Origin of the sequence: Mesorhizobium sp. M0040, from assembly GCF_040323505.1 — a bacterium.
Lineage (GTDB): Bacteria > Pseudomonadota > Alphaproteobacteria > Rhizobiales > Rhizobiaceae > Mesorhizobium.
Genome location: NZ_JAMYVA010000087.1, coordinates 1 through 12806, shown reverse-complemented (window position 1 = coordinate 12806; position 12806 = coordinate 1). Strand labels below are relative to the sequence as shown.

Genomic DNA, 12806 nt, shown 5'->3' with positions numbered 1-12806 from the left:
TGCTCAAAGGCCGGACATATGGACGCAAGCGATCGAAAACGACGCAAAACAACCGTTGCAGGCAGGGCGCCGTCCACATATGGATCCCAGGGTCTCCGCGACGGAGCTTCGCTCCTGCTTCGCCCAGGGATGACGAAGGTGAGGGGCCTCGGCCAGCCTTACGATCTTGCCTCAGCGCGTCAATTGCTGATTCATCCAAGGCGGTTAGCCGCCTTTTCTCCCGACCTGATTCAACGACCTCGCATAACGATCCAAACGAAAGGACCAAGCCATGGCCACGACGAAACTTCTGACCGATGCCGACGTCGAGGCGATTCCCGCCGTGAAGGCTGTGTTCGACGACATCCGCGCGACGCGCAAATCCGACTTCGTCAACAATTTCTGGCGCGGGCTGGCCAATGATCCGGCGTCGCTGAAGCGGGTCTGGGAACAGCTCAAGGCGGTAATGGTCGCTGACAGCGCCATCGACCCGCTGACCAAGGAGATGATCTACATCGCCGTCTCGACCGCCAATGGCTGCTCCTATTGCGTCCACTCGCACACCGCCGCAGCGCGGGCCAAAGGCATGACCGACGCGCAGCATGGCGAGTTGGTGTCGATCATCGGGCTGGCCGGGCAGACCAACCAGATGGTCACCGCGATGCAGATACCGGTCGATCCGCAGTTCGAGGTGAGGTGAGGCGAGGCGCGGCGCGGCGCCTTCCCTTCTCCCCTTGTGGGAGAAGGTGGCCGAGCGAAGCTCGGTCGGATGAGGGGTGCTGGACGGATCGCTGCCTTGGAGACGTAAGTGCTTCAAATCGCTGGGATTTCTCCGCCGAGTTCCGTCCAGCACCCCTCATCCGTCTCGGCGCTGCGCGCCGATCCACCTTCTCCCACAAGGGGAGAAGGGATGCGCCTCACACCGGCCGATATACCTTCTCCGCCGTGTTCCAGAAAATATCGGCCTCTGCCGCCGTGCCGTGCTTGCCCACCGCTTCCCGGTGCGCCCTGATCAGCTCGGCATGGCTGGTCCACAGCTTCTCGATCGGGAAGTTCGAGCCGAACATCAGATGATTGCTGCCGAGGATGTCGATGGCGTTGTCGACGATATAGCTGATCAGCGCCGGGTCGTTGCGGTGGACGAAGGTGCCGAGGCCGGACAGCTTTGCATAGAGGTTGGGCGCCGCTGACAGCGTGCGCAGGCCGGACTTCCACGCCTCGGTGGTCTCCGGCTCCATGTCGGTCAGCATGCCGGCGTGGGTGAGGATGAAATTCGTCTCGGAGTTGTCGCCGACGAGCGTCAGCCCGTCCTTCATCTGGGCGGGGAAAAGCTGCAGGTCGAAGGACAGGCCGTAATCCTTCAGCCGCGCGACATTGGCCCGCACCTTGGGGTCGATGACCTGATCGGCCGAGGCGGCGAAGCGGAAGGCCGGCGTTCCGTGCCAGTGCAGCTGCATGCGCACGCCGCGCAGCAGAGGGTATTTGATCAGCCGGTCGATCTGGTGACGCACGTCGTCCACCGTCATGTCGGCATAGCCGACGATGGCGTGCGGCCAGCCGGTTTCTTCCGCGGTCTTCTGCAGGAAGGCGACCTCGTTCTCGAAATCCTCCTTCGCCCAGTTGGTCTGCACATAGACCGCCTTCTCGACACCCGAACCTTGCTGGTCGGCGAGGAATTCCTCGATCGGATAATCGCGGCGGATCGGCTCGTAGGGGCCAAAGATGCGCGGCACCATCGGCCCGCGCAGCCAGGGCTGGTCCTCTCGGCGCCAGATGTGGAAATGCGCGTCGATCGCCTTCTGCATCACGAAACCCTTTTCCAGATTGCCGCGGCCGCCGGAGCTGGGCGGGCGAGCGACAGGATGAACTCGGTGAGACCGGCGATCGAGGAGCCGTCGACCAGATCGTCGAGCACTGGCAGGACGGTGCGAAGCGCTGCCGTTGCCGGCCGGAAGCGCGGGTCGCCGGCCAACGGCGTCGCCAGCGAAAGCCGAAAGGCGCGGGCGCTCAGCCGGCGCATCGCGGTCTCCAGCTCGGCATGATCGCCGCGCTCCAGCGCATCGGACAGGATGATGATCGCCGCCCCGCGTGCAAAGGCGGAGAAGCGCGGCACCGATAGAAACGCGAGCAGCGTCGGTCCCATACGGGTGCCGCCGTCCCAGTCGTCGACCTGGGCAGCTGCGCGGGCCAGCGCCTGATTGCGGTCGCGAATGCGCAGCGCCGAGGTGATGCGGGTCAGCCGTGTGCCGAAAGTGAAGACCTCCGCCCGGTCGGCCCCTTGCACCGCCGCGTGTGCCAGCTTGAGATAGTCTGATGTGTAGAGCTTCATCGAGCCGGACACGTCGATCAGCATGAGTAGCTTGCGCGGCACTGTCTGCCGCCGGCGCAGCAGCGGCGAGGGGATATCGCCGTCGGCACTGACGATTTCGCGCAGCGAGCGGCGCAGGTCGAGCTTGCCGCGGGCATTCGTGCGCACGGTGCGGAAGGAGCGGCGGGCGGGCAAGGCGGTGGCGAGCTTGCGGCGGAAGGCGGCAAGCCCGTCGCTGTCACGCTGGAACTCGCGGACGCTCAACTGTTCGCTGGCCGAAGACAGTTCGCCGCCTTCCTCCTGGTGGACCACTTCGATTTCTTGTTTGCTGGTTTTGCCGTCGTCCTTGATGCGGGCTTCCTCGTCGGCGTCGCCTTCGACCAGCGCCGCGGCATCCCCATAGAAATGGCTCCGGAAATGCGCCTCGAATTCGTCGCGGCGGTCGGGCGGCGGCGCCAGCGTGGCGAGGGCGGCCTCGCGGATGTCGGCCATCGAACGGGGACCGAGCAGGGTTACTGCCTGCATGAAGTCTAATACCTGCTCCGGCGCGACAGCAAAGCCATAGCGGCGGAGCAGCCGGCCGAAGCCGAGCATTGGGGTTGCGGCGCGCGGCAAGCTTTCTCCCCGCATCATTCCTTCGCGCCCCCCTCTGTCCTACCGGACATCTCCCCCTCAAGGGGGGAGATTGGCAGCTTTGACGCTCCGCTCATTTCTGCAATGTTGGAGTTTAGCGAAAGCCGGGATGACATCTGATCTCCCCCCTTGAGGGGGAGATGCCAAGTGGTGGCAAAGAGGGCAGGACAGAGGGGGGTGCTGTCCCGCCAACGTTGCGGAATGGACGGGAGGAGGGGATTGCCGACTTCCCGGCTCACGCCAGCGCCTCCTCGACAATCTTGCCGAGCTCCGGCGCGATGCAGGATAGATCCTCCTCGTCCTTGATCAGCACGCCAATGGCCCGGCGAAACGCTTCCGGCCACGGGCTGCCGCCCTTTTCGAGGATGGTCGCGGCGTTGGCCCATTCGACCGCCTCGGCGATGCCTGGTGGCTTGGCCAACGGACGGGCGCGAATGTCGCGCACGGCGGCAGCCACCGCGCGGGCCGTGGCCTCGGCGACATCGCCGGCGCGCAGCATGATGATCTCGGCTTCGCGCCCGGCGTCGGGATAGGTGATCCAGTGGTAGACGCAGCGTCGCCGCAGCGCTTCGGCCAGTTCACGGGTGCGGTTCGAGGTCAGGATGACGATCGGCTGCGCCGTCGCGCGAATGGTACCGCGCTCGGGAATGCTGATCTGGAAGTCGGAGAGGAATTCTAAGAGCAGCGCTTCGAACTCATGATCCGAACGGTCGATCTCGTCGACCAGCAGCACGCGCTTTTCCGGCGCCTTCAGCACCTGCAGCAGCGGCCGCGCGATCAGAAAGCGGTCGTCATAGATATCGATCTCGTGCTCGCCGGCATGGCGGATGGCGAGCAGCTGGCGCTGGTAGTTCCACTCGTAGAGCGCATGTGCGGCGTCGATGCCTTCATAGCATTGCAGCCGCACCAGATCGCGCCCGAGCAGTTCGGCTATCGCCTTCGCCGCTTCGGTCTTGCCGACGCCGGGCGCGCCTTCGAGCAGCAGCGGCTTGCCCAGCCGGATCGCCAGGAAGATTGCGGTGGCCAGGCTTTCATCGGCGAGATAGTGCGAGGCGGCGAGGCGGGACGCCACCGCCTCCGGCGAGGTCGCGACTGTCTCGGCACTTCTCTTGGGCATTTCCAGCACTCAGTTCGGGGCTTGCGCCTTCAGCGCCCGCAGGATGCGCTCCGGCGTGATCGGCAATGTGTCGATGCGCACGCCGACGGCGTCGAAGACGGCATTGGCGACCGCCGGGATCTGCGGGTTGGCGCACATTTCGCCCGGCCCCTTGGCGCCATACGGCCCGTCCGCCGAGGGCCGTTCCAGCACGATGATCTCGGTTTCGGCAAGATCGCCCGGTCCCGGCATCAGATATTGGTTGAAATCGGTGCCGCCATGGTCGCGGTTGGGATAATAGGGTTCGGTCGTCTCGTAGAGCGCATGGCTGATGCCCATCCATGAGCCGCCGACGAGCTGCTGTTCAACCATTTTCGGGTTCAGCGCACGGCCGATCTCAAACACGTTCTTCACCGTCAGCACGGTGACTTCGCCGGTCTCGTCGTCGACTTCGACCTCGGCCACCGTGCAGGCATGCGCATAGCAGGTCGACGGCTTCATCGCGCCGGTTTCCTTTTCCGGATAGGAGCGCGGGATCAAAAACATGCCGCGGCCGGAAATCGAACGGCCGCGCTTGAAATGCGCCGACAGCGCGACATCGAAGATCGAGATCGATTTCCGCGGCGCGCCCTTGACCAGGATGTTGCCCTGGCCGTCGGTCTCGAGGTCCGACGCATTGACTTCCAGTTCCTCGGCCGCCACTTCCAGCATCACCTGGCGGGCTTCCCTGGCCGCCTGGATGACCGCATTGCCGGCGCGGTGCGTGCCGCGCGAGGCGAAGGTGCCCATGCAGTGCGGGCCGGTGTCGGTGTCGGCGGTGTCGACTACGACGCGGTCGGTCGGCACGCCGATCGTCTCGGCGCAGATCTGCGCCATGATCTGCTTCATGCCCTGGCCGAGATCGACGCTCGACAGCGTGACCATGAAATTGCCGGTCGGCGTCGAATGGACCAGCGCCTGGGTCGGGTCGCCGCCGAGATTCATTCCGGTCGGATAGTTGATCGCGGCGACGCCGCGTCCGCGCCTGATCGCCATCTCAAGCTCCCTTCGCGTAAGACGACATCGCCATGAATTTTCCTGCCACCGGCCAGTTGGCGGCGCGCGAGGCTTCCTGCATGCACTCGATCAGCGCAGCACCCTCGGTCGGCTGCCGATGTGCTTTCATGTCGCCATCGCGATAGGCGTTGATGAAGCGGAATTCGAGCGGGTCCATGCCGATCAGCCGGGCGAGCTTGTCCATCTGCACCTCCAGCGCGAAATCGCCGATGGTGACGCCGAAGCCGCGCATCGCAGAGGACGGGGTGCGGTTGGTGTAGACGCAGTAGGTTTCGATCCAGACATTCGGGATCGTATACGGGCCGGGATAATGCCCGGCGCCCTTCTGCGCGCCGTAGGGCGAATGGCGCGAATAGGCGCCGGCGTCGGTGTAGCCGGTCACTTTGCGCGCGACGATGCGGCCGTCGTTCATGACGCCGTCCTTGATGACGACTTTCTCGGCAGCGCGCGGCGAGGAAATCTGCATCTCTTCCTCGCGGCTGTAGATAAAACAGACCGGTCGTCCTGTTATTTTGGCGCCAAGGATGGCGATCGGCTCGACGATGACGTCGACCTTGCCGCCAAAACCGCCGCCGACAGTGCCGCCGACGAAATGCAGCTTGTTGCCGGGCATCTGCAGGATGATCGAGGCGTTATCGAGGGTGAAGAACATCGCCTGCGTGTTGGTGTAGCAGGTGAAGCGGTCGTTGCCCTCCGGCGCGACGATGCAGCCGGTCGTTTCGGTCGGCGCATGCTCGATCGGTGAAGACTGGTAGGTCTGTTCGAGCACGTGGTCGGCTCCGGCAAAGCCTGCATCGACATCGCCGAAGCGCACCTTGCGGCATTCGCCGCTATCGTAGAGATAGTAGTTCCGGCCATGGTACTCATTGACGATCGGCGCGCCGGGCTTCAGCGCTTCCTCCATGTCGAAGACGGCCGGCAGCACTTCGTAGTCGACCTTGACCTTGGCGGCGGCTTCCTGGGCGGCGCGCTCGGTCTCGGCCAGCACCGCCACCACGGCCTCGCCCTTCCAGCGCACCTTGCCGTCGGCCAGCACCGTCTCGTCCTCCGGCCCGATCTGGATCAGGATCAGGATGGTGTAGACATTGTGCGGCACGTCCTTGGCGGTCAGCACCTTGACGACGCCGGGGTGCTTTTCCGCCTCTGACGTATCGATGCTGCGGATGCGGGCGTGATGATGCGGGCTGCGCACCATCTTCAGGTGCAGCATGCCGGGAAAATTGCGGTCGGCGAAATAGGCGGTCTTGCCGGTGACATGGCCGGGCGAATCCGAACGCGGCCGCGGCTGGCCGATCTCGTGCAGATCGTCCTTGCGCTGGTCGGCGAAGTAGCTCTTGCGGAGTTCCATCTTTTCGACTCCCCTCAAGCCGCGTTCTGCGAATTGGAGCGCGCAGCGCTCAGCACCGCCTGGATGATCGGTTCGTAGCCGGTGCAGCGGCAGATATTGCCGGACAGTGCCTCGACCACATCCTCGCGGCTGGGGTTCGGGGTTTGGTCGAGCAGCACCTTGGCGGCCATGATCATGCCCGGCGTGCAGAAACCGCATTGGGTCGCGAAGGCGTCGAGGGAAGCGCGTTGCAGCGGATGCAGCACGCCGCCTTCCGCCAGCCCCGTGGTCGTGGCGATAGTCGCGCCATTGCAGGTCTCGGCCAGCGTCAGGCAGGACAGCCTGAGCTCGCCGTCGATGATGACCGAGCAGGCGCCGCAAGTGCCCTGGTGGCAGCCGCCTTTTGGCGAGGTGTCGCCGATCTTGTCGCGCAGCGCATGAAGCAGCGTTGTGCCGCTGTCGATGAATTCGGCCTTTTCCGCACCATTGAGCGTGAACTGAACCGGGACCTTTGCCATCTTTTTACTCCTTGCGCCGCAGCCAGGCGGACATACGCGCCACGGTCTTTCAGGCGAGCAGCAGCCGGCCGAGATGGACCGGCAGGACTTCGTTGCGATACCAGGCACTGGCGATCGGATCGGTTCGCGGCGAAGTGCCGTCGCGGGCAACAGCCAGTGCCGGTGCGATGCCCTCGCTCGTGAGTTCCCGGCCAATCAGGGCCTTCTCCGCCGCCCTGGCACGGATCGGCCGGTCGGCCATGCAGCCGAACGCGATCCGCGCTGACGACACGGTGCCGTCCGGTGCGTGCTCCAGCACGGTCGCGATGCTCAGCACCGAAATGCCCTTTGGCTTGACCCTCGACACTTTCAGGAAGCGAAAGCCGCCTTCCTTCGGAATCGTGAAGCCGACCGCAGTGACGATGGCGTGGTTGCTTTCGCGCTTTGCGAGGAATGTCTCAATCGGCAGCTCGCCGTCATCGGCGCTGACAGTTGCATCCAAAGCCAGCAGCGCAACGGTGAAATCGCCGTAAGGCGTTGGCGCGAAGAGATTGCCGCCGACGCTCGCCATGTTGCGGATCGCCGGGCCGCCGACGGCGCGCGCGGCGTGGGCAAGAGTGGCCAGATCCGGGTGACGGGCGATCGCCGCCATGGTCACCGAGGCGCCGATGCGGACCGTGCCGCCGGAGACGCTGATGGCCGACAACGCCGGGTCGGTCGACCTGACGAAACCGGAGATCGACACGTCGCCTTCATTGACGGCGCGCACGACCAGCGTGCCGCCACCGAGATAGCGGGCGCCGGCGGCTTTCAGCGCCGCGCTGGCGTCCTTCACCGTCGCGAAAGTCTGCAGTGCAAGCGCCATGGAACGCTCCCTTTTTCGGGCTTAGTCCGTCATTCAACTCTGGCCGGCAAAGTGGTTCTTCAGGGCGTTGAACCCGCCCTGGAAAACATTGGCGCCCATGCCTTCGGCCAATTTATCGGCTTCCTCGGGAGCGGCGTCGAAGCTGGCGGTCCATTCGGCATAGGTGCGGTCGCCGTCCGTCACCCGCCGCAACTGCAGCGTCGACTTGTGGTTGGTGAGCGGCTGCGGCGTCTCCAGGATGGCGTAGCTGACGAGGAAGTTCTCGTCGGAGAAATCGAGCAGCTTTTCGCGGAGGCGGGCGCCGCTGGCGAGCTGGAAATTGCGCACGCAGCCGATCGTGCCGGCATCCTTGCCGTCTTCGATATGGCTTTCGACCATGCGCGGGTGCCAGGTCGGCAGGCCGTTGAAGTCGCGTATGCGCGCCCAGACCTTTTCGACCGGTGCGTCGATGACGCTGGAGATGGTGACTTTCGCCATATGATCGTTCCCTTGCAAATCAGCTGCTTGGGAGGGTAGGGCGGCAGGCTCGGCAGCGCTTATCAATGCGTCTTGAACGCCTATCAAATAGTCTGAAAAAACGGGCGCTCAGCTGATCGCCCGCGCCGCCTCGCGGTAAAGCGTCGGCGGGACGCCGACATGGTCGCGGAAGAAGCGCGAGAAATTGCCTTGCGTGGTGAAGCCGAGATTGCACGCGACCGAGATCAGCGGCTCCTGCGACCACTGTAACTGCCGCACCGCTTCCTCCATGCGCAGCGTGTTCCAATAGACGTTGGGCGTCAGATTGGTCTGTTCCTTGAACAGGGCGAAGAAATGCGGCCGCGACAGGCCGACGCTGCGCGCCACGTCGTCGAAGCAGATGCGCTCGCAGACATTGGCTTTCATCAGCTGGATCGCCTTGCGGACGCGGAAGTCCTGCATGGTGTTGATGCGGGTGCGCACCGTCTGCGGTGCGGACGCGTCGGCGGCATCGAGCACGCTGTCGATAAAGCGTTCGATCTCGTAATTGGCGATGTCGTCGATGCTCTCATTGTCGCTGAGATGGTCGAGGAGGTTAGCCGCTGCCTTGTGCAGCCAAGGCTCGAGCGTGATTGCCGGGCTCGAGAACAGCGGCGCGGCGGAAGGCAGCTCGCGGCGTTTCCGTGCCCAGTCCGGATCGATGTAAAAGGCGAGGAACAGGCCAGGCGTGCCGTCGCGGGACAGAGCGTGGCTGTGCGGCTGGAAGGAATTGATGCCGGCGGCGGTGCCCGGCCCAAGCCGTACCGTCTCGCGGCCGATGGTCATCTCGCCGGCGGTGCCTTCCAACCAGATGATGATATGCGCCTCGACATGGGCATGGGTGACGAAGTCGCTGGCGACCTTCAGGACAGAAACATGTCCGAACCGGCCCCAGTAGAGCCTGATCGCTTCCGTCATGGGTATATCCTCCCGCAGGCGACTGGCCTCCCTTCGCCTGCTGCGAGCGATTGTGCGGCTCAGTTCGGGCTTGCGTCAAGACGCATGTGCACGTCCGGGCGCCGGGCATGCGCCGCACCGCGGATTTTCAGACTCGGCGATAGGAGCGCGTCCCCTTCTCCCCCTGTGGGAGAAGGTGGATCGGCGCGCTAGCGCCGAGACGGTTGAGGGGTGTTGGAAGAAATGAGGCGATGCCAAGCTGGAGCACCCCTCATCCGTCGCCTTCGGCGACACCTTCTCCCACAAGGGGAGAAGGGGGAGGCTGCGCTTGAACGTCAGTCGTTGCGCCTGAAATTGCGGATGCGGTCGAACAGCACGGCGAGCAGGATGGCGCCGCCGATGAACACGCCTTGCCAGAAGGCATTGATGCCGAGCAGGCCGAGGCTGTTGCGGATGACCTCGATCAGCGCCGCGCCGACGACCGCGCCGAAGGCTGTGCCCATGCCGCCGGCCAGGTTGGCGCCACCGATGACGGTGGCGGCGATCACCTGAAGCTCCATGCCGTTGCCGAGATTGGTGGTGACCGCGCCCAGCCAGCCGGTCTGGATGATGCCGGCAAGGCCAGCCGCCATTGCCGAGATCATGTAAACGACGACCTTGATCTGGCGCACCGGAACGCCGGTCAGCGTTGCCGCATGCTCGTTGCCGCCGATGGCGAAGATGTGCCGGCCGAATTTCGTCCAGCGCAGCACAAAGCCGGTGATCAACGCCAGCACGATCATGTAAAGCACCGGATTGGCGATGCCGAACACCCAGGCGCCGCCGCCCAGCGCCAGCAGCTTGTCGTGATCCGGCCCGAACTGGAAGACGACGGTGTTGTTGGAGGCGACCATGGCCAGGCTGCGTGCGATCGACAGCATGCCGAGCGTCACCACGAAAGGCGGAAACCCGAGATAGGCGATCAGAACCCCGTTGAAGGCGCCGATGATCAGCGCTGTCGCGATGGCAGCGGCAATGCCGATCTCGATGCCGTAGCCGGCATGCATGGTCACGGCCAGCACCATCGAGCACAGGCAAAGCACCGAGCCGACCGACAGGTCGATACCGCCGGTGATGATGACGAAGGTCATGCCGAGCGCGACGATGGCGACGAAGGTGACGTTGCGGGTGATGTTGTAGAGGTTCTTGGTCGTGGCAAAGGAATCCGTTGCCACCGACAGAAACAGGCAGGCGAGGATGACCGCGATCACCACCCAGAAGGTCTGGCTGGCAAACACCTTGCTCAGCAAGGTGTGCTGCTTGTGCGCGATCGTCTGATCAAGGGTGACTGCCATTATCGACCTTTTTTACTCATGGTTGAGGCGTCAATCATACCTGTTCGATGGCGCCGGTGATGAGCCCGGTGACTTCTTCCGGCGAACTCGATGCGATCGTCTTGTCGGCCACCTTGCGGCCGCGTCGCATGACGATGACGCGGTCGGCGACGTCAAAGACGTCGGGCATGCGGTGGCTGATCAGCACGACGGCGATGCCCTGGTCGCGCAAATGGCGGATCAGGTTCAGCACCTCGGCGACCTGGCGCACCGAGATCGCCGCCGTCGGCTCGTCCATCAGCACGATCTTGGCCTGCGAAAGCATGGTGCGGGCGATCGCCACCGCCTGCCGCTGGCCGCCCGACATTTGTTTGACCAGGTCGCGCGGGCGCGTTTCGGATTTCAGCTCGGCGAAGATCTGGCCGGCACGCTTGTACATCGCGGCATAGTCGAGGATGCGAAGCGGCCCGAGGCCGCGGCGCAATTCACGGCCGAGATAGACGTTGGCGGCGGCCGTCAGATTGTTGCACAGTGCCAGGTCCTGATGGACGATTTCGATGCCGTGCTGGCGCGCCTCGACCGGCTTGTGCAGGATCAGTTCCTTGCCGTCCATCTGCATCGTGCCATGGCTCGGCGGGAAATTGCCGGCGATCATCTTGACCAGCGTCGACTTGCCGGCGCCGTTGTCGCCCATCAGGCCGACAACCTGTCCGGCCTCGATCGACAACGAAACGTCGTTGACCGCCTGGATGGCGCCAAAATGCTTCGAGATGTTGGTGAGTTCGAGAACCGCCACCAGCCTTCTTGCCTCCCCGTGCTTTGCGGCCTGCGGTTCTGCCGCGGCCATTCGCTCTCCCCAGTTCCTCCCGGAAGCAGCGATTTTGCCCATTTACGCATAAGCCTCCTTGGCGTCAACCACGGCTTCTTTCGAAAAATCAGTTTTGTAGGACAAATAGCATTGACGTCGGTGACAAGGCGATATTAGCTAAGTGTCGGAGGAGCTTGCGCCGAGCCACCGGGTTGCCGGAAGGAATCGGTGAGGGTTTGTCGGTCAGGGATTTGGTAACCAGCGATATCTGTCGGTGCCGGTCTGAGACTGAATATGAAAATGCTTATCGACCTGGCTTGGCGACACGAGTGCGACGTCCTCTGTCATCTTGCTCCGGGTCGGTCTGTGTGTGGCGGGCACGCGGTGTCCGTTTGTTTCAAAAGGGAGGACTGACATGAGGAAATCACTATTGCTCGCTGCCGCCGCCGTCATGGCGTTGGGTGCCGGGCCGGCTATGGCCAAGAAACAGCTCGTCATCGTCGTGAAGGGTCTGGACAATCCATTCTTCGAGGCCATCCACCAGGGTTGCGAGAAGTGGAACAAGGAAAACGCCAGCTCGGAATATGAGTGCTTCTACACCGGACCGGCATCGACCTCGGATGAGGCCGGTGAAGCCCAGATCGTCCAGGACATGCTGAGCAAGCCCGATACGGTGGCAATGGCGATTTCGCCATCGAACGCGCCGCTGATCGCGCAGACGATCAAAAGCGCCAATCCGTCGATCCCGATCATGACCCTCGACGCCGACCTCAGCAAGGAAGATGCGGCGCTGCGCAAGACCTATCTCGGCACCGACAATTACCTGATGGGTCACAAGATCGGCGAATACATCAAGAAGGCCAAGCCGAATGGCGGCAAGATCTGCACCATCGAAGGCAATCCGGCCGCCGACAACATCCTGCGCCGCGCGCAGGGCATGCGTGACGCGCTGTCGGGCAAGGACGGCCTCGCGGCGCTGGCGGGCGAAGGCGGCTGGACGGAAGTTGCCGGCTGCCCGGTGTTCACCAATGACGACGGCGCCAAGGGCGTGCAGGCGATGACCGACATCCTCGCCGCCAATCCCGATCTCGATGCCTTCGGCATCATGGGCGGCTGGCCGCTGTTCGGCGCTCCGCAGCCCTACCGCGACCTGTTCAAGCCGATGGCCGACAAGATCGCCAGCAACGCCTTCGTCATCGGCGCCGCCGACACGATTGGCGACGAGGTGGCGATTGCTCGTGACGGGCTGGTGACCGCACTGGTTGGCCAGCGGCCGTTCGAGATGGGCTACAAGGCGCCTTCGGTGATGATCGACCTGGTCGACGGCAAGCCGGTCGCCGATCCGGTGTTCACCGGCCTCGACGAATGCACCAAGGACACCGTCGACACCTGCATCCAGAAGTAGGTTCGCAGTTTCGGGGGGGCCCCCCGCCCGGGGGCCCCGGGGGGCGGGGGCAAAAAAAAACACCCCGCGCCGCGGGGGTTGGGGGGTGGGCGGCGGGGTTGTGGGGGGTGTTTTTAAAAAAAGGAGG

At 64.0% G+C, this 12806-nt stretch carries 13 protein-coding genes; 2 read left to right on the top strand and 11 right to left on the bottom strand.

Annotated elements, in window-relative coordinates; all coding sequences use genetic code 11:
- Nucleotides 1-271: 271 nt before the first annotated feature.
- Nucleotides 272-679, top strand: coding sequence for a carboxymuconolactone decarboxylase family protein (locus NKJ91_RS32440; RefSeq protein ID WP_352458743.1), 408 nt, complete (start codon nt 272-274; stop codon nt 677-679).
- A 217-nt stretch (nt 680-896) separates the two neighbouring features.
- Here NKJ91_RS32440 and NKJ91_RS32435 read toward each other — a convergent pair whose 3' ends face one another.
- From NKJ91_RS32435 to NKJ91_RS32385, 11 genes are all read right to left on the bottom strand, one after another.
- Nucleotides 897-1784: an amidohydrolase family protein gene (locus NKJ91_RS32435; protein WP_352458745.1), complete on the bottom strand. Its 888-nt coding sequence runs from the start codon at nt 1782-1784 to the stop codon at nt 897-899.
- Nucleotides 1784-2920, bottom strand: coding sequence for a vWA domain-containing protein (locus NKJ91_RS32430; protein WP_352458741.1), 1137 nt, complete (start codon nt 2918-2920; stop codon nt 1784-1786). The genes NKJ91_RS32435 and NKJ91_RS32430 overlap by 1 nt, the downstream gene beginning before the upstream one ends.
- Nucleotides 2921-3155: 235 nt before the next feature.
- Nucleotides 3156-4037 (bottom strand): AAA family ATPase, encoded by an 882-nt coding sequence (locus NKJ91_RS32425; RefSeq protein WP_352458740.1) that lies wholly within the window; start codon nt 4035-4037, stop codon nt 3156-3158.
- Between the two features lie 9 nt (nt 4038-4046).
- Nucleotides 4047-5051, bottom strand: coding sequence for a xanthine dehydrogenase family protein molybdopterin-binding subunit (locus NKJ91_RS32420; RefSeq protein WP_352458738.1), 1005 nt, complete (start codon nt 5049-5051; stop codon nt 4047-4049).
- Nucleotide 5052: 1 nt separating this feature from the next.
- The gene (locus NKJ91_RS32415) at nt 5053-6420 is read right to left on the bottom strand and encodes a xanthine dehydrogenase family protein molybdopterin-binding subunit (RefSeq protein WP_352458737.1); all 1368 of its coding nucleotides are present in this window, start codon (nt 6418-6420) and stop codon (nt 5053-5055) included.
- A gap of 14 nt (nt 6421-6434) precedes the next feature.
- Entirely contained in the window at nt 6435-6917 is a 483-nt protein-coding gene (locus NKJ91_RS32410; RefSeq protein ID WP_352458735.1) for a (2Fe-2S)-binding protein, read from the bottom strand.
- Nucleotides 6918-6966: 49 nt separating this feature from the next.
- On the bottom strand, nt 6967-7761 hold the full coding sequence (locus NKJ91_RS32405) for an FAD binding domain-containing protein (RefSeq protein WP_352458734.1): 795 nt from the start codon (nt 7759-7761) through the stop codon (nt 6967-6969).
- 33 nt (nt 7762-7794) lie between these two features.
- Complete coding sequence (locus NKJ91_RS32400; RefSeq protein ID WP_023675802.1) at nt 7795-8238, bottom strand: SRPBCC family protein; 444 nt, start codon at nt 8236-8238, stop codon at nt 7795-7797.
- A gap of 108 nt (nt 8239-8346) precedes the next feature.
- Complete coding sequence (locus tag NKJ91_RS32395; RefSeq protein WP_352458733.1) at nt 8347-9174, bottom strand: helix-turn-helix domain-containing protein; 828 nt, start codon at nt 9172-9174, stop codon at nt 8347-8349.
- A 314-nt stretch (nt 9175-9488) separates the two neighbouring features.
- A complete protein-coding gene (locus NKJ91_RS32390) occupies nt 9489-10487 on the bottom strand; it encodes an ABC transporter permease (RefSeq protein WP_352458732.1) in 999 nt (332 codons plus the stop codon).
- A gap of 34 nt (nt 10488-10521) precedes the next feature.
- On the bottom strand, nt 10522-11262 hold the full coding sequence (locus tag NKJ91_RS32385) for an ATP-binding cassette domain-containing protein (protein ID WP_023675804.1): 741 nt from the start codon (nt 11260-11262) through the stop codon (nt 10522-10524).
- A 427-nt stretch (nt 11263-11689) separates the two neighbouring features.
- On the opposite strand from NKJ91_RS32385, the gene NKJ91_RS32380 reads away from it, so the two are divergent.
- Nucleotides 11690-12679: a sugar-binding protein gene (locus NKJ91_RS32380; RefSeq protein ID WP_023675805.1), complete on the top strand. Its 990-nt coding sequence runs from the start codon at nt 11690-11692 to the stop codon at nt 12677-12679.
- The last annotated feature ends 127 nt before the right edge of the window (nt 12680-12806 follow it).